At 48.7% G+C, this 23,169-nt stretch carries 27 protein-coding genes, 1 tRNA gene and 1 pseudogene; 17 read left to right on the plus strand and 12 right to left on the minus strand.

The window, feature by feature from the left end:
- Window positions 1-41 precede the first annotated feature (41 nt).
- Window positions 42-836 (plus strand): hypothetical protein, encoded by a 795-nt coding sequence (locus AZH53_RS01795; RefSeq protein ID WP_319641849.1) that lies wholly within the window; start codon window positions 42-44, stop codon window positions 834-836.
- Window positions 837-838: 2 nt separating this feature from the next.
- Here the strand turns inward: AZH53_RS01795 and AZH53_RS01800 are convergent, their stop codons facing one another.
- The 5 genes from AZH53_RS01800 to AZH53_RS01820 form a co-directional block, all read right to left on the minus strand.
- The gene (locus AZH53_RS01800) at window positions 839-1,531 is read right to left on the minus strand and encodes an amino acid ABC transporter permease (RefSeq protein WP_319641850.1); all 693 of its coding nucleotides are present in this window, start codon (window positions 1,529-1,531) and stop codon (window positions 839-841) included.
- A gap of 6 nt (window positions 1,532-1,537) precedes the next feature.
- Window positions 1,538-2,293: an amino acid ABC transporter ATP-binding protein gene (locus AZH53_RS01805; RefSeq protein WP_319641851.1), complete on the minus strand. Its 756-nt coding sequence runs from the start codon at window positions 2,291-2,293 to the stop codon at window positions 1,538-1,540.
- A gap of 2 nt (window positions 2,294-2,295) precedes the next feature.
- Window positions 2,296-2,970: an amino acid ABC transporter permease gene (locus AZH53_RS01810; RefSeq protein WP_319641852.1), complete on the minus strand. Its 675-nt coding sequence runs from the start codon at window positions 2,968-2,970 to the stop codon at window positions 2,296-2,298.
- 145 nt (window positions 2,971-3,115) lie between these two features.
- Window positions 3,116-3,919 (minus strand): basic amino acid ABC transporter substrate-binding protein, encoded by an 804-nt coding sequence (locus tag AZH53_RS01815; RefSeq protein ID WP_319641853.1) that lies wholly within the window; start codon window positions 3,917-3,919, stop codon window positions 3,116-3,118.
- A 245-nt stretch (window positions 3,920-4,164) separates the two neighbouring features.
- A complete protein-coding gene (locus AZH53_RS01820; protein ID WP_319641854.1) occupies window positions 4,165-5,106 on the minus strand; it encodes a phosphoesterase in 942 nt (313 codons plus the stop codon).
- A gap of 169 nt (window positions 5,107-5,275) precedes the next feature.
- Here AZH53_RS01820 and AZH53_RS01825 point away from each other — a divergent pair.
- Window positions 5,276-5,349: transfer RNA gene (locus AZH53_RS01825), tRNA-Phe, on the plus strand.
- A gap of 79 nt (window positions 5,350-5,428) precedes the next feature.
- Window positions 5,429-5,887, plus strand: a complete 459-nt coding sequence (msrB, locus tag AZH53_RS01830) for a peptide-methionine (R)-S-oxide reductase MsrB (RefSeq protein WP_319641855.1) — start codon at window positions 5,429-5,431, stop codon at window positions 5,885-5,887.
- Here the strand turns inward: msrB and AZH53_RS01835 are convergent.
- Both AZH53_RS01835 and AZH53_RS11400 read right to left on the minus strand, forming a co-directional pair.
- Window positions 5,868-6,998, minus strand: coding sequence for a sensor histidine kinase (locus AZH53_RS01835; protein WP_319641856.1), 1,131 nt, complete (start codon window positions 6,996-6,998; stop codon window positions 5,868-5,870). The two genes, msrB and AZH53_RS01835, sit on opposite strands and share 20 nt — an antisense overlap.
- A 69-nt stretch (window positions 6,999-7,067) precedes the next feature.
- Window positions 7,068-7,253 (minus strand): annotated as a pseudogene (locus tag AZH53_RS11400) (hypothetical protein); the annotation flags it as partial.
- On the opposite strand from AZH53_RS11400, the gene AZH53_RS01840 reads away from it, so the two are divergent.
- From AZH53_RS01840 to AZH53_RS01850, 3 genes are all read left to right on the plus strand, one after another.
- Entirely contained in the window at window positions 7,174-7,425 is a 252-nt protein-coding gene (locus AZH53_RS01840; protein ID WP_319641857.1) for a hypothetical protein, read from the plus strand. The pseudogene AZH53_RS11400 and the gene AZH53_RS01840 sit on opposite strands and share 80 nt — an antisense overlap.
- Entirely contained in the window at window positions 7,422-7,673 is a 252-nt protein-coding gene (locus tag AZH53_RS01845) for a hypothetical protein (protein WP_319641858.1), read from the plus strand. The genes AZH53_RS01840 and AZH53_RS01845 overlap by 4 nt, the downstream gene beginning before the upstream one ends.
- A 268-nt stretch (window positions 7,674-7,941) precedes the next feature.
- Window positions 7,942-8,622 (plus strand): 2,5-diamino-6-(ribosylamino)-4(3H)-pyrimidinone 5'-phosphate reductase, encoded by a 681-nt coding sequence (locus AZH53_RS01850; RefSeq protein ID WP_319641859.1) that lies wholly within the window; start codon window positions 7,942-7,944, stop codon window positions 8,620-8,622.
- A gap of 23 nt (window positions 8,623-8,645) precedes the next feature.
- Here AZH53_RS01850 and AZH53_RS01855 read toward each other — a convergent pair whose 3' ends face one another.
- Window positions 8,646-9,128, minus strand: a complete 483-nt coding sequence (locus AZH53_RS01855) for a hypothetical protein (RefSeq protein ID WP_319641860.1) — start codon at window positions 9,126-9,128, stop codon at window positions 8,646-8,648.
- Between the two features lie 210 nt (window positions 9,129-9,338).
- On the opposite strand from AZH53_RS01855, the gene AZH53_RS01860 reads away from it, so the two are divergent.
- The 4 genes from AZH53_RS01860 to AZH53_RS01875 all read left to right on the plus strand — a co-directional run bounded on the left by AZH53_RS01860 (window position 9,339) and on the right by AZH53_RS01875 (window position 13,155).
- Window positions 9,339-9,953: a hypothetical protein gene (locus tag AZH53_RS01860; protein ID WP_319641861.1), complete on the plus strand. Its 615-nt coding sequence runs from the start codon at window positions 9,339-9,341 to the stop codon at window positions 9,951-9,953.
- An 82-nt stretch (window positions 9,954-10,035) separates the two neighbouring features.
- Window positions 10,036-11,706 (plus strand): 2-oxoacid:acceptor oxidoreductase subunit alpha, encoded by a 1,671-nt coding sequence (locus AZH53_RS01865; RefSeq protein ID WP_319641862.1) that lies wholly within the window; start codon window positions 10,036-10,038, stop codon window positions 11,704-11,706.
- Window positions 11,703-12,554 (plus strand): thiamine pyrophosphate-dependent enzyme, encoded by an 852-nt coding sequence (locus tag AZH53_RS01870; protein ID WP_319641863.1) that lies wholly within the window; start codon window positions 11,703-11,705, stop codon window positions 12,552-12,554. Before AZH53_RS01865 ends, AZH53_RS01870 begins: the two co-directional genes overlap by 4 nt.
- Before the next feature lie 85 nt (window positions 12,555-12,639).
- The gene (locus tag AZH53_RS01875) at window positions 12,640-13,155 is read left to right on the plus strand and encodes a ferritin (protein ID WP_319641864.1); all 516 of its coding nucleotides are present in this window, start codon (window positions 12,640-12,642) and stop codon (window positions 13,153-13,155) included.
- 653 nt (window positions 13,156-13,808) lie between these two features.
- Here AZH53_RS01875 and proS read toward each other — a convergent pair.
- From proS to AZH53_RS01890, 3 genes are read right to left on the minus strand one after another with little or no spacing between them, the layout of a single operon-like run.
- The gene (gene proS, locus AZH53_RS01880; RefSeq protein WP_319641865.1) at window positions 13,809-15,242 is read right to left on the minus strand and encodes a proline--tRNA ligase; all 1,434 of its coding nucleotides are present in this window, start codon (window positions 15,240-15,242) and stop codon (window positions 13,809-13,811) included.
- Window positions 15,243-15,254: 12 nt separating this feature from the next.
- On the minus strand, window positions 15,255-15,821 hold the full coding sequence (locus AZH53_RS01885; protein WP_319641866.1) for a stage II sporulation protein M: 567 nt from the start codon (window positions 15,819-15,821) through the stop codon (window positions 15,255-15,257).
- Window positions 15,814-16,662 (minus strand): DUF63 family protein, encoded by an 849-nt coding sequence (locus tag AZH53_RS01890; protein WP_319641867.1) that lies wholly within the window; start codon window positions 16,660-16,662, stop codon window positions 15,814-15,816. Before AZH53_RS01890 ends, AZH53_RS01885 begins: the two co-directional genes overlap by 8 nt.
- Before the next feature lie 13 nt (window positions 16,663-16,675).
- On the opposite strand from AZH53_RS01890, the gene AZH53_RS01895 reads away from it, so the two are divergent.
- Window positions 16,676-17,758: an NAD(P)-dependent glycerol-1-phosphate dehydrogenase gene (locus AZH53_RS01895; RefSeq protein ID WP_319641868.1), complete on the plus strand. Its 1,083-nt coding sequence runs from the start codon at window positions 16,676-16,678 to the stop codon at window positions 17,756-17,758.
- Window positions 17,759-17,761: 3 nt separating this feature from the next.
- Window positions 17,762-18,217, plus strand: coding sequence for a UPF0179 family protein (locus AZH53_RS01900; RefSeq protein WP_319641869.1), 456 nt, complete (start codon window positions 17,762-17,764; stop codon window positions 18,215-18,217).
- 33 nt (window positions 18,218-18,250) lie between these two features.
- Here the strand turns inward: AZH53_RS01900 and AZH53_RS01905 are convergent, their stop codons facing one another.
- Window positions 18,251-19,138, minus strand: coding sequence for an ADP-ribosylglycohydrolase family protein (locus tag AZH53_RS01905; protein ID WP_319643616.1), 888 nt, complete (start codon window positions 19,136-19,138; stop codon window positions 18,251-18,253).
- Window positions 19,139-19,192: 54 nt separating this feature from the next.
- Between AZH53_RS01905 and AZH53_RS01910 the strand changes: the two genes are divergently transcribed.
- From AZH53_RS01910 to AZH53_RS01930, 5 genes are read left to right on the plus strand one after another with little or no spacing between them, the layout of a single operon-like run.
- Complete coding sequence (locus AZH53_RS01910; RefSeq protein ID WP_319641870.1) at window positions 19,193-19,459, plus strand: UPF0058 family protein; 267 nt, start codon at window positions 19,193-19,195, stop codon at window positions 19,457-19,459.
- A gap of 6 nt (window positions 19,460-19,465) precedes the next feature.
- On the plus strand, window positions 19,466-21,043 hold the full coding sequence (locus tag AZH53_RS01915) for a tRNA uridine(34) 5-carboxymethylaminomethyl modification radical SAM/GNAT enzyme Elp3 (RefSeq protein ID WP_319641871.1): 1,578 nt from the start codon (window positions 19,466-19,468) through the stop codon (window positions 21,041-21,043).
- The gene (gene priS, locus AZH53_RS01920) at window positions 21,040-22,197 is read left to right on the plus strand and encodes a DNA primase catalytic subunit PriS (protein ID WP_319641872.1); all 1,158 of its coding nucleotides are present in this window, start codon (window positions 21,040-21,042) and stop codon (window positions 22,195-22,197) included. The genes AZH53_RS01915 and priS overlap by 4 nt, the downstream gene beginning before the upstream one ends.
- 18 nt (window positions 22,198-22,215) lie before the next feature.
- Window positions 22,216-22,851, plus strand: a complete 636-nt coding sequence (locus AZH53_RS01925; RefSeq protein WP_319641873.1) for a hypothetical protein — start codon at window positions 22,216-22,218, stop codon at window positions 22,849-22,851.
- Window positions 22,852-22,889: 38 nt separating this feature from the next.
- Entirely contained in the window at window positions 22,890-23,168 is a 279-nt protein-coding gene (locus tag AZH53_RS01930) for a 50S ribosomal protein L44e (protein WP_319643617.1), read from the plus strand.
- The last annotated feature ends 1 nt before the right edge of the window (window position 23,169 follow it).

Raw genomic sequence — 23,169 nt, forward strand, 5'->3', positions numbered from 1 at the left:
CCTATGTTTTTTGCTATTGATGGTATAAATACATAATATTCATGAAAAAACGGCAGATTTTTCCGCTCTGGTCATTTGGTGCCGAAGTCCCGGAACCTGAAATTACGGATCTTACTGAATGGGTGGCCGCCCGCCGCAATTATCCCTGTGACCTGGGAACCTACAAGGTTGAACGTTCTTTGGTGGAACAGGCTGAAGTGGATATGCCGTGTTATGGAGGCATGTATTATCGTGTGCGCATTATCTCCGCGCTCCAAAATGTGTCGGAGGGGTTTCTTCGTGGTGAACCTGCCCTTGATTATGGAATGCTCCTACAGGATGTGATCAGTGCCAGAAAAATGCACAGGGATGTTCGTCTCTGTCTCCCGTCTCCATTATCCCTTGGGATCGAAGATGGATATTATGGGGATTATGATGATTTTTTAGGGGCATTGTGTCATCTTTACCAAAAGCTGATGCGGGAATTACGGGATAACGGGATCAGGAAGTGCATCATTATCGGAGAACGGTTCTCATCCATTGAACTGGAAGAACTGATATCGGGAAAGTCCTTCTTTTTTTCCCCGGAGAGTACTTCCAGGGTTCTGTCATCCATTCTTGAGGTGCAGGATATGGTGGCAGTTCCCGTACAGAGGCTGGCTCATCTCCTCGAGCTCGTGAATACGTATGAAATACGGCGGGCAGCACTCATTGATGCCTGTCCCGAGGATTTTGAGAATGCTCTCGATGCTTTCGATGTTGAACAGCTCATTGCCGGTGGATATTCAAAGGGAGCCCGAAGGGATTACTGGAATGAACTGAAAAAAAAGGCATATGTGGAAATTGACTATTTTTAATTTTAGAGAATGTCGAGAGCACTTCTTCCCGATGTGGTCATGCCTGGAACGGCTAGTTTGCGTTCGAGAAGCATCACTGCTACTGTTGTAATCGTAACGAGCACCAGATACAATATGCCGACGACCATGAACGTTTCAGTGTAGGTAAAATATTTTGTTGCAACCAGCTTTCCCGCTCCGGTAAGTTCGATGACCGTGAGCATGTATGCCAGTGATGAGTATTTGATGAGATAGATAAATTCATTGGACAATCCCGGGATTGCCCGTCGCAGAGCCTGGGGGAGGATGATGGAACGCACGGCCTGCATGCGCGTCATGCCCAGGGCCTGCGCAGCTATCATCTGTCCTTCCTTGACTGATCCAATTGCTCCCCGGATGTATTCGGAACTATATGCACCATTACACATCACAAATCCAACGATCGAGGCGGAAAACGCTGAAAGGGTGATCCCTACGGAAGGAAGGCCAAAATAGAGAATGAAGAGCATAAGCAACAGGGGGGTTCCCTTGATAAATCCAACCACGCTTTTACAGAGAAAGATAACCGGCCTGGAACCGTAAACCCTTCCTATTGCGAGGAGAATGCCCAAGAGAAATCCAATGGGGGCCGCGATAAGAACCAGTTCAATGGTTATCACCAGACCCTCGAGGAGGGTGGGCATCAGAATCTGAAATATGAATTCAGTTGTGTCCATGAACCATCATTCCGTCCCGAAACCGGTTACTTTTCCTATAAAATTCTTGCATCGTTCAAAGGTTTCGTCGCTCATCATCTGGTCCGGACTTCCCTGTTCCTGAATGATCCCATGCTCCATAAACATGATTCGTGTCGCAACTGAGCAGGCAAATCCCATCTCGTGGGTGACAACAAGCATCGTCATTCCCTGTTCTGCAAGCTGTTTCATGACCTCGAGGACTTCACGGGTCAGTTCGGGATCCAATGCCGACGTGGGTTCATCAAAGAGGATGACGTCGGGGTCCATTGCAAGAGCTCGAGCGATGGAGACGCGCTGGGCCTGACCGCCTGAAAGTTCTGCCGGATAGTGGTCTGCCCATTTCTCCATGCCCACCTGACGGAGTTCATAGAGAGCTTTTTCCCGAGCTTCTTTGGGATCCATTCCCCTGACTTTGATGAGGGCGATCTCGACGTTTTTCAGGGCAGTGAGATGATCGAAGAGGAAGAAGTTCTGGAAGACCATTCCAATCCGCTGCCGGAAATAATTGATTCGCTTGCCGGAGTTGGTCACCTCTTCTCCATGCAGCCATACGTGGCCGGCATCGGGTTTGTTCAGCTGATTTATACACCTGAGCAGGGTGCTTTTTCCGGTTCCGGAAGGTCCGATAAAACAGATGGTCTCCCCCTTTTTGACATCAAAGGTGACGCCACGGAGGACTTCGAGTTCTCCAAACGATTTGTGGATGTTTTCCACCTTGAGGATGTATTCTTCGTCTGCCATAATTACATTGCTCCTGTCCCGAATCCCGGGACTTCCACCTTCTTCTCTATTGTATGTAGCACCTTCAGGCCTGCATAGTTGAGCAGGATGAAAATCCCCGCACAGACCAGGTATATCGGCATCGTAACATACGTCTGCGATACAATCTGGGATGTTCTTGTCAGGAGTTCTGCAACACCAATAGCATAGCAGATGGCCGAATCTGTGAGAATGTTCGGATATTCATTGGACCAGCCGGGAAGTGCGATCCGTACTGCCTGTGGGAGTATGATATTGCGGATTCCCTGGAATCGGGTCATCCCGAGAGATCGTGCTGCAACCATCTGGCCTTCACTGATCGACTGAATTGCCCCGCGAAAAATCTGTGACTGATATGCGGCCCCTCTTAGTCCAAGTACAGTGGCACCGACAAAGAATGCCGGAAGATCAAGACCCAGTCCTGGGAATATACCGAAATAGAAGAGAAACAGTAAAACAAGCACAGGGAGGCCACGGAAGAACCATACATATATTCCAACAACTGCACGGACCGGTAATTTACCATACACCTGTCCGAGGGCCATGGGAAGTCCGACCAATACCCCGATGATGAGGGCAGATGCAACAAGACCAAGGGTTGCAAATATTCCTGATATCAGGTAGGGAAACCATTCGATGAGGATAGTGATGAGATCCATCAGTCAATCACCGTCTCTCAGGTAATGGTTGGCCGTATGGGTGATGTATTCCTTTGTGAATTCGCATTGCGTTCACTCAGTATTAAATCCTAGTACAAAATAGAAGTTTTGAAGTGAAAATCACTTCTTAACCCTGTTCGAATACCTACTCTGTCATCTCATATTGTTCTTTCAACTCTTCCCAATACGGATCCGCCATCAGTTTGGTGATTCCTTCATTGATGGTTTCGAGAAGTTCGGTGTCATCTTTGCGGATTGCAACTCCGTACTCTTCACCGGTGTCGATTTCACCGACAATGACCAGGGGTTTTCCTTCAATGGCATCCAGCATAGGGGGTTTGTCGTAGATAGCAGCATCGATGCGCTGGTTCTTGAGATCCTCTGCTACAAGCGGGAAGTTGTCGTAGGTTTTCAGGCTCTCCTTTTCCATAAGGCCGGTTTCGACAAGATGTTCCTCAACCCAGAATTGTCCGGTAGTTCCACGCTGTCCACCGACTACGAGGGTACCGCTCTTGAAGTCCTCGAGTGTGTAACCGGAATCTTCATGCACTGCGACGGACTGATTGACCTTCCAGTAGGGTATGGAGAAACTGACCTTTTCCTTGCGCTCCTCTGTGATTGTCATGCCGGAATAGACCATGTCAATCTTACCATTCTGAAGAGCGACAATGATTCCATCCCATGCAATGGGCTGGATCTCCACTTCAAAACCCTGTTCCTCTGCGATCCACTTAATGGAGTCAACATCGAAGCCCTGAGGGTTCCCTTCGGAGTCGATATAACTGTATGGGGGATATTCCCCGTCAATGCCAACGACATATACGGTCTTCTCCGCAACCTGAGCGGGTGCCCCCTCAGAGGGCTGACCGGTGCTGGAAGTACATCCAGCAAACCCGACAGCAATGATGACCATAGCTACCAGTAATGTTCCCAACCAATTACGGCTCATAGAATGAATTTTTAGTCTGCCCTTCTTTTATGTTTTATGAAATGAATCTCGGTATGGGAAAAAAGAAAATTTAGGCCTTTCATGGACATCCGTCGAAGAATTTTGTATTCTTTGAAATATTCTGATATTTTTCCACCATCAACTGATGGGTCAATTTGTCAAAAACGCGGTAACGGGGTCATCGGATAAGAGGCGATATGACAGTCATCCTGTTCCTGAAAAAATTTTGATACATGCCAATTATATTAGCGCGCCCCATCGCCCAGGGGGATCTCCTCTGCAATCCGTACCAGATCATCGAAATGGTGATTTTTTCTCGTCAGAGCAAGTGATGCACGGTCAATGAATGTGAATGAAAATGTCCCACCGGCAGCGGGTGGATGTCCACCCCCGTTGAAGGCGCGTGCGATGAGGTGACTTATGGGTGGTTTGGATCGAATGGAAAATCTTCCGCTTTTACCGTACACCACTTCGATATCAGTAAAAAATTCATCACGAATTGCATGTGCAGTCTCACTCGGATACCCATAGAGAGGTGCAAAAGCTATCCTGAATCTGCTTCCAAGGATTACCATCCTGCGCTTGCTTTTTTTTATTGCATTCTCCCGCTCTTTTTCTATCTCTGCATACTTCTCTTGTATCCATTCATCAGAGAGAATGCCTCGTGCCAGCCGATCCCGTACAGGGTTCAGGTTGGCATGAATGGTGCAGACCTGTCCAAGTGGCGCTGATCTCGGGTCCAGATGTTTCCAGAGATCGTAATCGCAGACAACACGTGCGATTTCACCCGCGGTGCTGTTACCGGGCATCAGATCCCTGGCACAAATCCCGGTTGCACAGGTTTCCGTATCGACAATCAAATATTCACTGCGCTCGGCGACGGATGCGATCTCATCGGGTGTCCAGCGGTGATGATCTCGCCATTCTATTCGCCAGTTGTTTGACCGTGCCTTTTCGAGAACTTCCTGTGCTCCGGGGAAGTATCCCAGATCACTGATACTCAGGATGTCTCCTCTTCCATCAACATCGGCCAGAGCAGAGAGAAGACGGGGAAATTTTCCAACGGATGACCAGATGGTAAATACATTTGAATGGTGCATTCGGTGAATTGCATCGCATCCTGCCGCGTCAAGATCATTGTGCGTTAAATGGACGACGTTTCCCTTGCGTTCCCCAACCGATTTCATGAGATGAGAAAATCCTTCACTGCTTCCTGATCCCCGTGTTCCCATTGTTCTATTCTTTTCACGGATAACGTCATAAAAGGCATGTTTCAGGACTATTGCACAAAATTAGGATTCTTTCTGTAGGAAATCAAAGAATTTATTACCTTGTGGGTGCAATCTTGTATCCCAAGCCTTAGTAGCTCAGACTGGGAGAGCGCCAGACTGAAGATCTGGTTGTCGCCGGTTCAAATCCGGCCTGAGGCATAAGATCTTTTTTTAAAAATAATCTGACAGGAACATTTATTTTCCGGTATTCCTATCACCCTTCATTCGGGATGTTGTCATGGCGGTTGATGGGGATCTTATTGAAATATTTGATGTCAGGCAGAACAAGGTCAACTGTGTGCCTCTCATTGAAAAAACGGATGAGGAATGGTTTCATATTCTGGGCGTCAAGGAATACGAAGTTGCACGAAAGGGTGGAACCGAGGCGCCTTTTACCGGGAAATATTATAAATGTGATGAAGAAGGGGTGTATGCCTGTGTGTGTTGTGGTACGGATCTCTTCGTTTCCTCTGATAAATTTGATTCGGGGACAGGATGGCCAAGTTTTACGCGCCCTGTTTCTGTGAAAAACGTTAAGGAGATTCCAGATTATTCGTATGGAATGTTACGAACCGAGGTTCGCTGCCGAAGGTGTGGGGCCCACCTTGGTCATGTGTTTGATGACGGGCCCGCTCCGACACATCTGAGGTACTGCATGAATTCAGCCTCGCTGAAGTTTATTCCCGCGCAGAATTAGGTTTGCCCTGCTCAATCTTTGAGATCTTGGGGAGGACGATGGTAAATTTACTTCCTTTTCCGGATGTACTTTTCACAAGAATGGTTCCTCCATGCATTTCGATATATGTGCGGGCGATTGAGAGCCCAAGTCCCATTCTCCCAAATTCCCTGTTTAATGCGTTTGTGTCGCCGATGAAGAATGGCTCAAATATGTGCGGGATTTCAGTGTCTGTCATCCCTTTTCCGTTGTCCTCTATGCATATCTGGTGGGATGATATGCTCTCCGAATGTGAAATCGTGATGATTCTGGGATCGGTGCTATACTGGATGGCATTTGCGGCGATCCCCTCGACCACCTGATAGACCCGATCCCTGTCTGCGTAGAGGAGGATATCGTCAGGTATCAACAGCGAAATGCTGGCACATTTATGATAGGAGTTGGAGGCGATAATCTCCTGAACGAGATTTCTCAGTTCAAATGCCGAGTATCGTAGTTGAGGGGCATACCTGTCGAGAACACCATGCTCGAGCATCCTGTCTACGAGAGTACGTTCTCGTTCTGCACTATCTAGACAAATTTTCAGCATGTGGAGGGTGTCGCTGTCAAGTGTCGTTGAAACCTTCTCATCGTCGATTATCATATTGAGATAACCGACAATGGGTTGAAGAGGGGTGCGGAGTTCGTGTGCGGCAACATTGATGAAATTCTTCCAGCGCCGTGTCTCGTCTTCGGTCGAGGTCTGAAATTCCGGTTTGGTTTGAGCAAGAGATGGTTCGTGCATAATCCCGATGATTGCCGTTACCTCGTCCTCTTCAAGCATTGGCGTCAGTGTGGCGTAAATGGGGACAACGCTATCATCAAGCTTCACATCTGCAGCAAAGGACGATGGCTGCTTATCGGCATGGATACTCTTCATGCATGAGATGCATTCATCTTCTGAACTGAATATTTCATGAAGTTTTTTTCCAATGAAGGTTTGTGGAGATATTCCTGCGCTTATAAGACGTGACCAGTGAAAGCTGTTTATGGTGCTGTCGGCGGACAGAATGATCAGAGCATTCAGGGATGAATCAAGAATCTGCCTCAGTTCCGATGTCAGGTCCAAAGTCCTTGCTGCATGCCCCCCCATGTCATCAGAGATTTCGATAATGGAACATTCGATCGTACCGCCGGTTGGGTTGCATGAAACAAGGACAGTGCGGACCTTTCCATTATGGTCCTGAAAACGAATCCGTGTATGGATTGCTATGTCATCCCCCTGAATTTCCTGTATCAGGTCTTTTCCTTCCTGCATGGTGCCGAGGATGTCGGTTGCCGTCAGAGATGTTAGCTGGGTTGGTGAAAATCCGGTGATTGATGCAATTTTTCCATTGAAACCGATGATGCGCTGTGAAGTTTTATCCCAGGTTAAATGGGCGATATTGAGGTTTTCCATCGCATTTGCAATTGTGGCGGCTGTTGAGGTTTCGGATTTGAGCGATGTGGCCGCGATCACTACCCACAGAAAAAGGGCAGAAGACAACAGGATGATGATCGGATCAATTGGGAAGCCATGAACAAAGAACCAGCCGGTGACGGAAAGATAAGTGATGATGAGGGCGAGGGTTGCAGGAAAACTTCTTTCCGGAAACCACAGTGCGATAAGAATAATGGGGATGATAAAGAGCTGGGGGAAGACGTAGATGAGGGATCGGTGGATATCGGAGGGGGAGAGAACAAACCCTTCAATGGTCATCAACAGTGCGAGGACGACAAAGGCCCCGGTAACCCATGTTCTGAGAAATGTATTTTCATCAGTGAATAAGAATTTGCGTTGTCTGTTTCCCCCATATTCCATAAGCGGCCCTCTATGTACAAAATACTATGAAATTTGGTTGGTATTTTAATTTTGCTTATTAATTTTAATAAGCGAGATTCTCTAATCTATTGTGTATCCTTCAGAATATTGGATTTATTTAAATTTGTAGAGTTTTTTTTAAAAATTCTCCTGAGTTCCATGGTTTTTGATTGGCGATTTGGATGTTGAAAGTGCACAACAAATCACTAATTAGTTTTACTGCATACAGTACTGCATGCGTCCATTCGTTTTCGTCAATCTAGCAATGAGTGCTGATGGAAAGCTTTCAACGCGTGAACGACGTCAGGTCCGGATTTCTGGTGAAGATGATTTTCTTCGGGTTGATCAGATAAAGGCAGATAGCGATGCGATTATGGTTGGCATCGGAACAATATTTGCGGATAATCCCTCCCTGACAGTTAAGTCCGAGGAAAGAAAGGCGGCCCGTCGTCAAGAAGGAAAGGAGGAGAATCCGGTTCGTATTGTCATCGATAGTTTGGGAAGGATTCCTCTTGATGCGGAAATTCTTCACAAGGGGCCGGGACAGAGAATCATTGCTGTTTCAGGGAGAATGGATCCCGGACGGCAGGCGGAACTGCAAAAATATGCGGATGTCATCGTATGCGGGAATGATGACAGGGTTCATCTAACGACCTTGCTGAACCGCCTTGGGGAACGGGGAATCCGCAGACTGATGGTTGAAGGCGGCGGAACGCTCATCTGGGGCCTTTTTGAAGAAGGACTGGTTGATGAAATAATCACCTGTATAGGAAACGTAATTATCGGCGGTTCGGATGCACCTACTCCGGTGGACGGTCCCGGGTTCCTCAAGGAATCGGAATTTCCAGCCCTTGAACTCATAGAATCGGCGCCAATGGATCAGGGCGTTGTTCTGAGGTGGAAGGTCAAAAAATAATGTGGGTTGATCGGATGTGCGGGTCAGGTTGTACGGTTCCGTGACAGAACGTTGTCATAGATGGTGTAGCTGCTTCCATCGTTATACCAGACCTTGGCTGTGACGCGATCAGTCCCTGTTGTCGCTTCTCCGGCAGCTACGGTAAAGGTTGCTTCTGAATTGATCCGTGGTTCAAGCGACTTTTCGGTCACCTTTCCATTTGATGCGATAACTGTTGTTTTAAGGACATTTACCTGATCCATCCCTTTTCCACCGTTAAAGGTGACGACAATGTCCCCCGTTATCGGATCTTTTACAGCCGCTACGGTGACCGAAATGGTTGTTGGCACAACATCCGTTGGATTGGGAACAAGATTCGGTGATGTCGGCGACGTTGCTGTAGGTTGGTTTGTTACCGGTAGAGGTGTCGGCGACGGAGTTCCGGGGGCAGAACTATCTGTGCATCCAGCTACCAGGACAATTGCGGCAATGAGGAGGAGAATAATCGCAAAATTTCCCTGTTTCATGTTCTATCATACGAAAATTTTCTATTTATCAGTATCGGATACTATACTTGGGGTACCAGTTCGATATCTGGCCCGGAGCGTGATACTACGAATATCCGATGGGAATATAAACTTGCGATTTTTCTGGTTTTTGCATCTGTCAGCATTTATTCCATAAAATTTGCGGTTTTCCACAATCCTCAGGACACGGTCAACTATCTCTTCAATTCGATGGGATTTCTGCCGATTAATGTCCTTCTTGTAACAGTCGTTCTCAACAGCCTGTTGACCATCCGGTCAAGGCGGGAAAAACTACAGAAACTCAATATGGTCATCGGGACATTTTTTTCTGAGATAGGGAATCATCTCCTTGTTGTTCTCTCGGATAATGACCCAAAGGCGGACGATCTTCGAAGAGCTCTTCTGATACGCGAGGACTGGGACCGGGAACAATTTTCTGCCATCTGCAGGATTATTGAGCAGAGGGAGTACGAGGTCAATACTGAGAATATCGACCTTGTGGAATTGCATGGCTACCTTATGGAAAAACGTGACTTCATGCTCAGGCTGTTGGAAAATCCCGTTCTTCTTGAGCATCAGTCCTTTACCGAACTTCTCAGCGCGGTTTTCCACCTGAATGAAGAACTATGGAGGCGTGATGATTTTACCTGTCTCCCTGCGTCCGACTGTCGTCACCTTGAAGGGGACATTGTCAGGGTGTACAGAGAACTGGTTCGTGAATGGATCTACTACATGCAATATCTCAAGGATAACTATCCGTACATGTTCTCACTTGCGCTGAGGACCAATCCATTTGACGAAGAAGCCTCTCCGGTTGTGGCATAATCTTCATCATCTTTTTTTTCTGCTGAAATGTCAGGAGATACATTATATTAAATGGGAATGATATTCTCGATGGATTGGGATAATGGCAGATTATTCGATACTTATTGGTGGAAAGGCGGGGGATGGAGTTAATCGTGCAGGCCAGGTGATTGCAAAGATCTTTACCCGCCTTGGCTTTTTCAGCTACATGTATTATGACTATCCCTCGCTGATACGGGGGGGCCACAACTATGCGGTTGTCCGGGTTGCTGATCATCCTGTCGGTGGGTGCAGGGAGGGAATAGATGTGCTCCTTGCCCTTGATTCAACAACACTCAGGCGTCACAAAACGTTCGTACGCAATGATGCCGTGATCCTGTACAATTCGGACCTGGTCCATGATGCTGAGGGTACAGCCATTCCCCTCCTCTCGATAATCACGGAGGAAGAGGGCTCTCCCGTAATGGCGAATACCTGTCTGATTGGTGCATTTTGTAAATCTATCGGACTTGAGTGGAATTTTGTGGAAGAGGTTCTCCGATTGGAACTGCCGCACGAGGTCGAGAAGAATCTCCGAATTGCCAGGAGAGGATATGGCGCAGTCCCGGTTGAAATGCGTCCCGAATTTCTTCATCTGGCGCAGAAGGGGGGGGATAAGATTCTCCTGACCGGGAACGAAGCTATCGCGCTTGGTATGGTGGCCGCGGGGCTTGATGGTTATGTGGCATACCCGATGAGCCCGGCAACGGGCATTCTTCATTATATGGCTGAAATTGCCGAAGAGGCTGGAGTGACGGTCATTCATCCAGAATCAGAAATTGCGGCAATGAATATGGTTGCAGGAATGGTATATGGTGGCTTCAGGGCTGCTACCGGTACGGCCGGGGGAGGTTTCAATCTCATGGTCGAAGGCCTTTCTATGGCGGCGATGGCTGAACTTCCTGTCACGGTTGTCCTTGCCCAGCGTATCGGACCATCGACCGGAACACCTACATATACCGCACAGGAGGATCTCAACTATGCCATTTATGCTGGAAACGGAGAATTTCCCCGGTTCATATTCGCACCGGGAGATGCGGGTCAGGCTTACGAGTGTGCGGGACATGCCCTTAGGCTTTCATGGAAATACCAGGTGCCCTCTCTCATCCTGACCGACAAGACGCTTGCGGAAGGCACATACACAGTTGAGCCATCAACCCTGCCGGAGCTGATCCCCGCACAGGCGATTACCCGGATAGGGCCGGTCGAGGAGTACCGCCGATATTCAGATTCTGAGGATGGCATATCCCCCTATGCCATCCCCGGAGATGGGTCAGTAACAATAAAGGTGAACAGCAAGACCCATCGTCCCGACGGTATCTCGACCGACACTCCGGAAGGCATAGCCGGGTGCATCGATAAGCAGATGCGTAAACTTCCCGCCATGCGCCAGGAAGTTTCGGATTTGCGTCCGGTGATCATCTACGGAAATCCTGATGCTGAAATCTGCCTCCTCTGTTGGGGCTCGAATGCCCCGTTATGCCGTGAGGTGGCGGGAAGGCTTGGAATAAAAGCTGTGCAGCCCCTTGTTATGTGGCCGTTCCCGGCAGGGGAGGTATCGGATGCGGTTGGTGATTCCTGGATGGTGATCTCGGTCGAGGACAATTATGCCGGGCAGCTTGCTGATCTCGCGCGGCATCATGGGATCCGCGTGGATCTGCACATCCCGAAATATGACGGGAGGCCGCATTCTATCGACGGACTAGTAGAACTTCTCTGGGGGGTAGTAGCATGAATCCTTCATTTATTACCGATGCCCAGAACACGTGGTGTCTTGGATGTGGAAATTTCGCCCTTCAGCACGCGATAAAGGACGTGATTTTTGGTCTTATCAAAGACGGAACTCCTCGGGAATCGATAGTATTGGTTGCCGGAATCGGGTGTCATGGTAAAATTGCGGATTACCTCAATATCTCGACATTTTATTCGCTCCATGGCAGAGCGATCGCAGTTGCCACCGGGATCAAGCTTGCAAATCCTGATCTGACTGTGATCTGTTCTGTCGGTGATGGGGACACCTATGCCGAGGGGCTTGCACATCTGATATTTGCGGCAAAGCGCAATATCGACATCACCGTCATCGTCCACAATAACCGTGTCTATGGCCTGACCAAAGGGCAGTACACGCCTACATCGCCCGGGAAGTACCACGGGAAATCGACACCCCGGGGGATATCCGATGATCCGCCATTCAATCCTGTTGAGATCTTACTCTGTTCGGGATGCGGATTTATTGCACGGGGATATACGCGAAGACAGGAAGAACTGACGGGATTAATCCATGACGCCATCGTTCACAGGGGCTTTTCCGTCGTGGATACCCTGCAGATTTGTGCGAGTTTCCTCGACATGACTGATATGTACAACGAGCGGGTTTACGTCCCCGATGGGCATAATCCAGAGGATTTTGCTGCTGCCTGCATGATTGCACGGGAGTGGGACTATGATAGCGACGGTCCCATTGCGCTGGGGACTATCTATCGGAAAAACATCCCGACCTATGAATCCAGATTCCGGGTTCCACAAAAAAGTGATGTCGAGAAGGCCAGAAGTGTTGATAAAATCATGCGGGAGCGGAGTTAGCTTCTTTGCTCATCTGAATTCCCCTCAATGTTTTTATATTATATCCTGTAACTACCTGCTGTTCAACCGATGTTGGTGATGTGATATGAACGACAGAGTAATGGATGCGATTAATGAGCAGATAAAATGGGAATTATATTCGGCCTATCTTTACCTATCGATGTCTTCATGGTTTGAGTCCATTGGCCTGAAGGGCTTTGCAAACTGGGAGCGTATCCAGGCAATGGAAGAGCGCGATCATGCCATGAAATTTTATACCTATGTTCTTTCCCGCGGGGGGCGAGTGATATTTCAGTCAATAGATGCTCCACCTTCTGAATGGGAATCACCCCTTGCAGCGTATGAATTTCAGTTATCTCATGAAAAAACCGTCACGGCCAGAATTGAAAATCTGATGAATATTGCAATCGAGGAGAAGGATCATGCCTCAGCAAGCATGCTCCAGTGGTTTATTAATGAGCAGGTTGAAGAGGAAGAGAATGCGAAATCCATTGTTGATCAACTGAAGCTGGTAAGTGGGGAAACAGGAAAGGGACTTCTCTACATGCTTGATAAGGATCTCGCAGCAAGGGTTTACCATCCTCCCGTGGTGCAGGAATAGAAGGGATTCCCGCACCTGACTTTTTTTTCGATTCGTCGTATCGACGATTCACTGAATAAACTGCAAAATGGGATGGTATTCGGTCGCCCTATTTGACTAGATTAATTATTTATATGATTGTCGTACTGCGGAGGCAGTATTAATTATAATTTTTCATTTATTGGGATAACTATATTATCTAGTTTGGTGTATGTGTTATTCGTCCTGTTTCGTACAAAGAACGGGGGCGAGTCGCCATTCCCGTCTCGTCCCCCGAATCACATTTCATAAATATTTTATCGGCGAGAGAAATGAACTTCTATCTCTGAGCCGGTATCGCGGGTATTTTTCCGGGATTATGTGGTATTTGCGCATGATTATGAATTCTGTGCCACAGAATGAGAGAATTGTTCCTACCCAGATAATTATTTTCTGATATATTTTCTCGAATCACAAACATTGAAGGGCCGGTACGGTTGAAAATTCAGATGTCGTGCTTCACTCGGGATATCTGATTGATGACCTGAGGTATATCGGAAATCTTTGAAAGGGACACACGTGAGGTTCTTTGGATATGCACGAGCCCCTCCCGGAAAGGGAATGTGGTCCTATGGTTGTCCCCGTCCATCAGTCAATAATAATGAATATTTTTGTTACAATGGAAGAAAAGAAATTTAATAGGTCCTGGCTATTATTGCCGGACGTGCTTCTTTCCCGCATACGATGCAGGGCCCCGTTTTATCCCCGATATAAGAGCTTCTCACGTCGTCCCCGAGAATTCCAACGCCTGTTTCCTTCTCTATCATATCAGCACAGGCCTCATCTCCACACCAGTGGAGGACAGCCACTCCTTTTTCTGCCGCCTCTTTTGCCTCCCCCATCGTTGAGACCTGTTTGATTTGTTCTCCGGCACGGGTTTCAGCACGTTGTCTCATTTCCTCTCTAAAGGATTCCAGAAGATTACCGATTTCTTCAAGGATTGTTACCCGGGAGACCTGAATTTTTTCTCCGAAGCGTGTTGCCGCCATGACGACCCCGCTATCGATATCACGCGGTCCAATCTCCAGACGCAGCGGTACTCCCCGCATCTCCCAATAGTAGTATTTTGCTCCAGGGCGAATATTTCTGGTATCTATGGTGACCCTGTATCCGGCCCCTCGAAGGGTAGCTTCGAGGTCATCGGCCGCTTTCTGAACATCGTTTTCTCTTCCCTTCTTGATGATTGGAACGATCACTATCTGCATGGGGGCAATCTCGGGGGGGAGAATGAGCCCCCGATCATCGCCGTGGATGCTGATGAGAGCGGCTATGCATCGTTCGGATATGCCGTAACAGGTCTGATGAGCCAACTGCTGGACTCCTTCCGGATCCTCATATTTCATGTCAAACGTTCTTGAAAAATTATCACCGAGATGATGTACGGTTCCGACCTGGAGAGTTTTTCCGTCGGGCATGATGGCGTCAGTTGCGATGGTATAGTCCGCGCCGGGAAATTTGTCCCATTCGGGACGGCGGGAGATGATGATTGGAACCCCGAGGCGGGCATAAAATTCACTATAAAGGGCTACTGCTTCTTCTACCTGTTTTTCTGCCTCTTTCCAGGTGGTGTGGACAGTATGTGCTTCTTTGAATGATGTAATCTCACGGAGTCTGATGAGGGGCCGGGTATGTTTTGTCTCGTACCTGAAGGTGTTGACTATCTGGTACAGCTTGATGGGAAGATCTGCATGAGATCTCACCCAGAGACTGTACATTGGGTAGATGGCGGTCTCGCTGGTCGGTCGCAGTGCCAGTTTTACATCGAGTTCGGTAAGGCCACCGTGTGTCACCCAGTACACCTCTTCTTCAAACCCTTTGATGTGCTCTGCCTCCTTCATGAACTCGTGTTCGGGGATGAGGAGCGGGAACAGCGTCTCTTCATGGTCCCTGTCAAGCAGTTCTCTCAGGATGCCATATGTCCGTTTTCGAATTGCGAATCCGTGGGGGTACCATACATAGAGGCCTTTGACAGGGTACCGGACATCCATGATCTCCGCCTGCCAGAGTATGTCGTTATACCATGCGCTGAAATCGCATTTTTGAGGAAGTGCGCCGCTCTCTTCGTGCATTTGCCAGACTCCTTATATGAGTAAATTTAGGATTTCGGGCGTAATAAACCCCTCTATGCACGCTGCAACTGCAAGAAGCGGGAGAACAAGACGAAGGAATTTTTTCCCGTATATTGAGGCGGTGGCAATTGCATCGCCGTCGCCACCCAGTTCCCTCCACAACTCCCTGCCGAGGAGAATGCCATATGATCCAGCCAGAATGAATGCAGGGATCTCAAAAATGCCATGGGGGAGGACTCCTGCAAGAAAGAATAACGCCCCCTGTTCCTGACGGATCATCTCAGCAACGATGCCAATGATGAATCCATTGAGGGTGAGGATAAGAATGGTAATCAGGCCAAATGATACCCCGCCCAGAAACAGGATGACCGATGCCTGAAGGTTGTTGATAAAAATATTCAGTGATACTATGGCCGGGTTCTCGCTCATCAACTGCAAAAATATTTCTTCATTGATGAGGTTCATCAGTTCCTGTCCGATGACTGGATCATTTGCTACCGCTAACCATCCTGCTATGGCAGCAATGAGAAATACTGCAAGGGACAGGAGGATTGCCCTGAATTCTCTTCTGTCATACATATAACACCATCCGCACCATGTCGCGTATACCTGGTGCCATTCCCACTACGATCATTGCAAGAAGGATGAGATGCCAGAGCGAATCACTGCCGCCCTCCTTGCGATAAGCCTCCAGGATGTAGATCGCCGGAATGAGGACGGCAAATTTTAATGCATACATGGAAAAAGCCGTCCCGGTCCATTCGATGAGATGGGAGCCTACCACATGTACTTCCACATATTTCATTTCATGTAGATCGATGCCGTAGCTGGTGGCACTTGCATCCAGCATATGCCCATAGATAAGGAGTTTGTAGAGGGCGTCATTGACATATTCCCAGCCAAAGACATATCGCACGAGGCCCCAGAGTGCGCCGAAACTCACAATTGACATTCCCAGAATGGTGAAAAGGACTGTCAGGGAAACCTGTGAGTAGGTGAGGCCGTATGAAATTAGAAGAAGCGCCACGGTTACACAGGCGGCAACCCCTCCCCAAAAATATCCTCTCGTATAGGATTTGATAAGGCCGTGCTTTTCGCAGTTACGTGCGAGTACAAGGACCGCAACGGTATAGAAAAAAACCACGAAAAATATCAGCGGCGTTACCAGAAGCACATTCCATGGTCTGGGAATGATGCCGGTATCCTCCACAACACGCAGAATTCCTCCAAGGACGACAAACGGTATTGTTGAAAGAATAAAATCATGATCTATCTGAATACCAGTTTTTTTCAGCCACCTGTAGACGAGATAAACAGCAATGATAAGGATGATTGCATACGTCAGGGTATCGACTATTGTATACGGGTCCCCATTGAGCGTAGGACCAACGTAATATTTGTATATAAAATCCCAGATCATTTAGTGATAATAAATGAGTGCAGACGGTATAAAATTACTCAAAACTCCGGTTTTGGATAAGTCAAAGTGGATGCAGCTTCCACGTGACGTCATAATCGGGCATGATGTTATAGAACAAATTCCGAAGGTCTGCGAAGATCTTGGATTGTCAGGGCAGGCATTTGTTATCAGCGGGGGAGGGACAACGATGAAGGTGGCTGGTGATCGCGTCCTTGCTCTTCTTGAAAGCCAGTTTGATACTGATTATTTTTTAGTTGATGCGATCAATCCGGAAACCATTGCAAAAGCCCAAAAAGCAGCAGCAAACGCAGGTTTTATTGTTGGAGTGGGGGGAGGCAAGGTCATCGATACTGCAAAGATCGTCTCATTTAATCTGGACCGGGTATTTCTCAGTGTTCCTACTGCGGCATCCCATGATGGCATTGCCTCATCACGTGCGTCGGTGCCGAGTAAAGGCGGGAGTGTCTCCCTTCAGGCACATCCCCCCACGGCACTGATCGCAGATACGAAAATCATCGCCGCCGCACCACGCCGTCTGCTGGCCTCCGGGTGCGCCGATGTAATATCGAATTACACTGCGATTCTGGACTGGGAGTTGTCGCACCGGCTGAGGGGAGAACCGGTCTCTGAATATGCAATGGCTCTGGCCCGTATGACCGCAGAAATTACTGTGAAGAATGCCGGGGTAATACGGCTCAATACGGAAGAGAGTGCCTGGACGGTCGTCAAGGCCCTGGTGTCGTCAGGTGTGGCCATGAGTATCGCCGGGTCTTCGCGTCCTGCTTCCGGGGGAGAACATAAATTCAGTCATGCGTTGGATCAGCTTGCACCGGGGGTTGGTCTCCATGGAGAACAATGCGGGATCGGCTCAATCGTTACGATGTATCTTCATGGCGGCGATTGGAGGGAAATCCGCACCTCCCTTCAGACGATTGGAGCCCCGACGACCCCGGCGGAGATAGGGATCGATGATGAGACCGCGGCAAAGGCACTTGTCATGGCCCGCGAAATTCGTCCGGAGCGGTTTACCATTCTGGACATGGGAATAACGGATGAGGTCGCCCGAAATCTAATACGGATGTTGTATATGGAGTAATTTATGATCTCAGAAAAATCCAAAATAACTCTTGCCGGGAAGAATATTGCTGTCGAGGGTCTTGAATTCATTTATGAAGGGGAGAGTCCGGCATGTGAGGGGTGCAAGCTTCATAAGGTCTGCCATAACCTTCGCCTCCGGCGGAGGTACAGAATTGTCGGGGTGCGAACGAATACCCTTCATTCCTGCAATGTTCATAATGGGGGGGCATACACCGTGGAGGTAGTTGTAGCGCCCATAAAATCCGCTGTACCAACAGAGCGGGCGATACTGCATTCAAGAATTACATTCGAGACCAGCTGCACGGAAACCGAATGCCCGAACTTCTCCCTGTGTAATCCCGAAGGAGTGATTGAAGACGAGGGCTATCATATCGAAGAAGTATTTGGTGAGGTGGAAAAGCCTTGTGTCCTTGGGAAAAGGATGAAAGCCGTCCTTCTACGTCCGGTCTCGGAATAGAGTCCTATTCTTTCATATTATCCATCATTTTTGTCATCTGCCATCTTTTCTGAGAGCATTCAAAGATTCTGCAATGCCGATTACTTCGGTGATTCCCTGTATCTGGGTTATCCATTTGCCGGGGATTGCATTCAGGCCAAGATCTGCTCCTGACATCGCCCCTGCAATAGCTGCGATTGTGTCGGTATCGCCCCCGAGCATGACTGCAGCAGACACCGTCTCCGGATACGAACGGTAATTTAAGAAGAGGGAGATTGCACAATGAGTGGTCGCAAGGGCATCGAGCGAAGGGATCAGCGGGTAATTGTGGGGATCGCCGAGAATATCCCTGATTTCTGTGATGGTAATGCTATTGAGGGCGGATGCGTATGCCTCATCCCTGGGGATTCCCCTGCAAAGGCAACTGATCATCATATTGACAACGGCGGAACATTCACAGGCAACGGGGTGGGGATGGGTAAGTCGTGAGCAAGCGAGACTTACCTGCCATACTTCTTCAGGTGGATAAAAAATGCCCAATGGGGGGCCCCGCATGACACTTCCGTTGCTTCTGCCGCCACCCTGTTCAAAGATGTCCTGTGCGGCATCCCGGGGTGCGCATCCGTTCAGGACCCGCGCAAAGACTGCTGAAGATGTTGGTCCGTAAAATCGTGGATTTTTGGTATAAGCCGTAATAAGGTTGCGCATAACATCATTCGGCTCAAATCTCCTGCATTTGAGAAGTGATCTGGCAATGCCAAGTGCCTGTTCGGTATCGTCTGTGAATTCTCCCGATTTTACTCCGAATCTCCCTCCAGAAGAGATTTCTGGTATCCCTTGACCCCGCGCCGGGTATCCCTCGTAGGGGGCACCAAGGGCGTCCCCGACAGCAAGTCCCGCAAGCGCCCCGGCGGCGCGTGAGTTGTGCGATATAAAGATCACCAATAAATTATATCTCCTTAGGAAAAGTAGTAATTCCTAAGGATTGGTGATTTGGTGCAGAAAGAGGAACTACTACATCTTCACATGCTTCTTGTCCATGTGAAAAAATATTACGAATCTACAAACAATGAAGAAATTCTGGCAGAAAACTATGCTTCTCTGTCAATTTCACCTGTCCATATTCATAAGAACAAGATCTGCCACAAGGAGGCTATTCTTTCCCTGGGGGACGAACTTGTTCAGTATGTGAGATCGAAGGGACTTGCCTCCATGGAATATTCGGAGTTTGCAACTCCGGATGAGGTTGCGGTTGGTCAGTAATCCGGTATGGATGAGGTAACTATTCTGCGGGAGATCATCTCCCGTCTTTCTTCTCCGGGAATCAGCTCGTCTGATGTCCAGAAAATTAAGATCAGCGTATCAAAAAAGTATGGTCTTTCCAATATTCCGAAAAATTCGGCCATTCTTGCAGCTGCCCCCTCAGATGATTATGAACGTCTGAGGCAGATTCTTCAGGTGAAACCAACTCGAACGCTTTCCGGTGTGGCGCCGATTGCGGTCATGACCTCGCCACATCCCTGTCCACACGGAATCTGTCTCCCCTGTCCCGGCGGGCCGGAACACCCCTTCCATTCGCCTCAGAGTTATACAGGGGAGGAACCCGCAGCGTTGCGGGGTCGTGAATTCGGGTTTGACCCATATGTTCAGGTGCGGGCTCGCCTTTCACAGTTTCAGCTGCTTGGTCATCACATCGACAAGGCTGAACTGATTGTCATGGGCGGGACAATTACTGCCAGGGATCCGGCCTATCAGGAATGGTTTATGAGTGGATGCATTCGCGCGATGAATGAATACGGGCATGAGCCGGCAGGGGACAGTGTTTCGTATGAAGAACTGTGCAGCCGGAATGAATCCGCAGATGTCCGCTGTATTGCGGCAACGTTCGAGACTCGTCCTGACTGGTGCCTCCCGGAGCATATCGATCGCATGCTTTCGCTGGGGGTGACCAAAGTAGAACTGGGTGTCCAGCATGTCCAGGACAGGATACTGGAGTATAACCGGCGCGGGCATGGTGTGGAAGAGACCATGGCCGCAAATCGTCATCTGCGCGATGCGGGAATTAAGGTTGGATTTCACATTATGCCGAATCTGCCGTCTGCCAGCATGGAAGATGATCGGGCCATGTTCAGGGAACTCTTCGCCAACCCGGATTATCGGCCTGATTTCATCAAAATTTATCCAACTCTCGTCACTCCCGGTTCGGAGATTGAGTCATTATGGGAGAGAGGTGAGTATGAAACCTATCCGGAAGAAGACCTGATACAGCTCATCGCCTATGGAAAATCATGCCTTCCCGAATATGTCCGGCTTCAGAGGGTGCAGCGTGATATTCCGGCAAAGCTTATCGTATCCGGATCACATCACAGCAATTTCCGTCAGCTGGCCCATGAATATCTTATTCGGAAGGGTGGAAAGTGCAGATGTATTCGTTGTCGGGAGGCGGGACGCAACATTGTAGAAGGTGAGGCCTCGATTGAAGTCCTTGAGTATGAATGCTGCAGAGGGACGGAATATTTTATTTCGGCTGTGGCAGATGATGTTTTGATCGGATTTATCCGGCTTCGTTATCCTTATAAGCCTTGGAGGGCAGAGATTGAAGGTTCGGCCCTTATTCGGGAGCTGCATGTCTATGGGTCAATGGTCCCCCTTTCCCGCAACGGCGATGTGGGGTATGAATGGCAGCACCGGCAATTTGGGAACCGTCTGCTCGAGAAGGCTGAGGAAATCGCTTCAGAAAACGGCTATTCAGAAGTATCGGTTATGAGCGGAATTGGCGTGAGGCCATACTATCGCAGGCACGGATATGAACGATCAGGACCCTATATGTCTAAGAGGCTCGCATGAATCCCGCAACACTTGAGTATGTGAAGCAGAAGTTTCATTCTTATTATTCGCGGGCATTTCTTCCAACACCGCCGTCACTGGAACAGCGGGAATGGGGGTTCATATTCTTTGATCAATCCCCAAAAGTCCATATGCGGCGTCATATGGCATTTCATTCCCGGGATGAGGTGACCTCATATGTCCGCACAATGGTCCCCCGACATATGTATTTTTCAACGGCATATTATGCTCTTCCGTCAGCCGCCACAATGAATGAAAAAGAATGGTGTGGCGCAGATCTGATCTTTGACCTCGATGCAGACCACATTGTTCAGAAGGTGCCGTACGAGGTGATGCTTGAGCGGGTAAAGGCAGAGACATTCAAGCTCATTGCAATGCTGACCGATGAGTTGGGTTTTTCAGAAAAATCCCTTCATCTGGTTTTTTCCGGTGGTCGTGGATACCATATTCATATTCGTGATCTGGAAATCCGGCAGTGGGAAAGTGCACAACGCCGTGAGCTTGTGGATTATGTCTGTGGGATAGGTCTTGATCCCGCAATTATGCTGCAGGGTAGAGAGGGTGATGGAGGTGGGTGGCCGTTGCGATATCGCGAGGCACTCATGGAAGAAGTGCAGCAATACCTTGAGATGGAACGTGGGGAGGCATTGCGGTGTCTGGCCGGTAAAAAGGGAATAGGGAAGGGGTCAGCTGAGAAGTTTATGAACTCAGCTGTAGACCTTGTTGCTGCCCTTTCGCATCCATCGACCGCCGTCATTCCGTCACGGGTTCTTCAGCTCATCACTTCGGAAGAATACCCCCCGTTGAAAGAACGAATCGCCAGTCGGGCGGCACTTACCGATGAGCCCGTCACGACGGATGTCAAACGGCTCATCCGTGCTCCCGCCTCTCTTCATGGAGGTTCAGGACTCAGGGTCGTTGAATTGTCCGGTCCGAAGGATCTCGAGGCATTCGATCCGTTATGTGATGCTGTTGTGGACTTCGGAGAGGGCATGGTAAATGTCGATTGTGCATTTCCGCTCGCAATGACTATGATGGGAGAAAAGTATACTCTTACGAAGGGGCTTCAAAAAGTTCCAGAAGAGATGGCAGTATTCCTCTGCTGCAGGGGGATTGCAGAAATTGCGGCGGTTGCTCCTCCACCGGTACATTGAGACTGTTAGGAGATTTTCATGGAATTAGAAGATATCAGGATTATTGTTCTTGACGAGCGGGAGAGCGGTACACTCACGGAGATCCCACCTGATATATTCGAAAAGGCAAAGCGGCGTCTCTCTGAACTCTACGAGGAAGCGAAGTGTATTGAGAATTTCCTCACAGGGCGTGGAACGGACCTTGTTCAGGAAACCGAGAGTATCAAGGTTACTCTCAATGATATTGCGCAGGAACGGTTCAAAAAAATTCTCAAGGTAGCCATCAATCAGATGGAGACACGATATGTCGACCCTCAGGAACTGCGGAAAATGCTTCCAGAAGAGCGGGAGATGTATGAAGATATTGCGGCGGCAATCAGCCGTTGCCGTGAAGAGCTGATAGAAGGGACTCTTCATTCCGCCGAAGAACAGCGGCCTGCTGTTGTTGTGGATAGCGGGGAGCCGATTCCCGGGGCAAATGACGGTGGATCTCAGCGCTCTCCGGTGACAGAAGACTATGAACTCGTCCGAATTATGGAAGATATCGAACCATTTATGGGTACAGACGGGAGAATTTATAGCCTTATAAAGGAAGACATTGTTACTCTTCCTGGGAAGAATGCCCGAGTCCTGTATGAACGCAACATAGCCTTAAGTATTAAGGCAGGTAAATAATATTGGGACTTGCAATCCATTTCAAGGGGCTTATTTCAATGAAAATGCCAACAAAATTTAAGACATACTGCCCTTACTGCAGAAAGCATGAGGTACACGAAGTCGAAAAAGTCAAGAAAGGTAAGGACATGCACCTTCACTGGATTGACCGTCAGAAATCGCGTCGCGGGAAAGTAGGAAATATGGGTAAATTCTCCAAGGTTCCCGGTGGCGACAAACCGACAAAGCGTATCAATGTCCGGTACCGCTGTACTACATGCGGCAAGGCGCATCTTCGCAGCGGTGTGAAAGCAGGTAAGTTCGAACTCCAGGAGTGAT

It is taken from the genome of Methanovulcanius yangii, assembly GCF_018687785.1.
GTDB lineage: Archaea > Halobacteriota > Methanomicrobia > Methanomicrobiales > Methanomicrobiaceae > Methanovulcanius > Methanovulcanius yangii.

Coding starts and splice junctions, on each gene's coding strand:
- AZH53_RS01795 (WP_319641849.1), top strand. CDS start 42: ATGAAAAAACGGCAGATTTTTCCGCTCTGGTCATTTGGTGCCGAAGTC.
- AZH53_RS01800 (WP_319641850.1), bottom strand. CDS start 1,531: ATGGACACAACTGAATTCATATTTCAGATTCTGATGCCCACCCTCCTC.
- AZH53_RS01805 (WP_319641851.1), bottom strand. CDS start 2,293: ATGGCAGACGAAGAATACATCCTCAAGGTGGAAAACATCCACAAATCG.
- AZH53_RS01810 (WP_319641852.1), bottom strand. CDS start 2,970: ATGGATCTCATCACTATCCTCATCGAATGGTTTCCCTACCTGATATCA.
- AZH53_RS01815 (WP_319641853.1), bottom strand. CDS start 3,919: ATGAGCCGTAATTGGTTGGGAACATTACTGGTAGCTATGGTCATCATT.
- AZH53_RS01820 (WP_319641854.1), bottom strand. CDS start 5,106: ATGAAATCGGTTGGGGAACGCAAGGGAAACGTCGTCCATTTAACGCAC.
- msrB (WP_319641855.1), top strand. CDS start 5,429: ATGGCGGTTGATGGGGATCTTATTGAAATATTTGATGTCAGGCAGAAC.
- AZH53_RS01835 (WP_319641856.1), bottom strand. CDS start 6,998: ATGGGGGGGCATGCAGCAAGGACTTTGGACCTGACATCGGAACTGAGG.
- AZH53_RS01840 (WP_319641857.1), top strand. CDS start 7,174: ATGTCGGTTGCCGTCAGAGATGTTAGCTGGGTTGGTGAAAATCCGGTG.
- AZH53_RS01845 (WP_319641858.1), top strand. CDS start 7,422: ATGAACAAAGAACCAGCCGGTGACGGAAAGATAAGTGATGATGAGGGC.
- AZH53_RS01850 (WP_319641859.1), top strand. CDS start 7,942: ATGCGTCCATTCGTTTTCGTCAATCTAGCAATGAGTGCTGATGGAAAG.
- AZH53_RS01855 (WP_319641860.1), bottom strand. CDS start 9,128: ATGAAACAGGGAAATTTTGCGATTATTCTCCTCCTCATTGCCGCAATT.
- AZH53_RS01860 (WP_319641861.1), top strand. CDS start 9,339: ATGGGATTTCTGCCGATTAATGTCCTTCTTGTAACAGTCGTTCTCAAC.
- AZH53_RS01865 (WP_319641862.1), top strand. CDS start 10,036: ATGGCAGATTATTCGATACTTATTGGTGGAAAGGCGGGGGATGGAGTT.
- AZH53_RS01870 (WP_319641863.1), top strand. CDS start 11,703: ATGAATCCTTCATTTATTACCGATGCCCAGAACACGTGGTGTCTTGGA.
- AZH53_RS01875 (WP_319641864.1), top strand. CDS start 12,640: ATGAACGACAGAGTAATGGATGCGATTAATGAGCAGATAAAATGGGAA.
- proS (WP_319641865.1), bottom strand. CDS start 15,242: ATGCACGAAGAGAGCGGCGCACTTCCTCAAAAATGCGATTTCAGCGCA.
- AZH53_RS01885 (WP_319641866.1), bottom strand. CDS start 15,821: ATGTATGACAGAAGAGAATTCAGGGCAATCCTCCTGTCCCTTGCAGTA.
- AZH53_RS01890 (WP_319641867.1), bottom strand. CDS start 16,662: ATGATCTGGGATTTTATATACAAATATTACGTTGGTCCTACGCTCAAT.
- AZH53_RS01895 (WP_319641868.1), top strand. CDS start 16,676: ATGAGTGCAGACGGTATAAAATTACTCAAAACTCCGGTTTTGGATAAG.
- AZH53_RS01900 (WP_319641869.1), top strand. CDS start 17,762: ATGATCTCAGAAAAATCCAAAATAACTCTTGCCGGGAAGAATATTGCT.
- AZH53_RS01915 (WP_319641871.1), top strand. CDS start 19,466: ATGGATGAGGTAACTATTCTGCGGGAGATCATCTCCCGTCTTTCTTCT.
- priS (WP_319641872.1), top strand. CDS start 21,040: ATGAATCCCGCAACACTTGAGTATGTGAAGCAGAAGTTTCATTCTTAT.
- AZH53_RS01925 (WP_319641873.1), top strand. CDS start 22,216: ATGGAATTAGAAGATATCAGGATTATTGTTCTTGACGAGCGGGAGAGC.
- AZH53_RS01930 (WP_319643617.1), top strand. CDS start 22,890: ATGAAAATGCCAACAAAATTTAAGACATACTGCCCTTACTGCAGAAAG.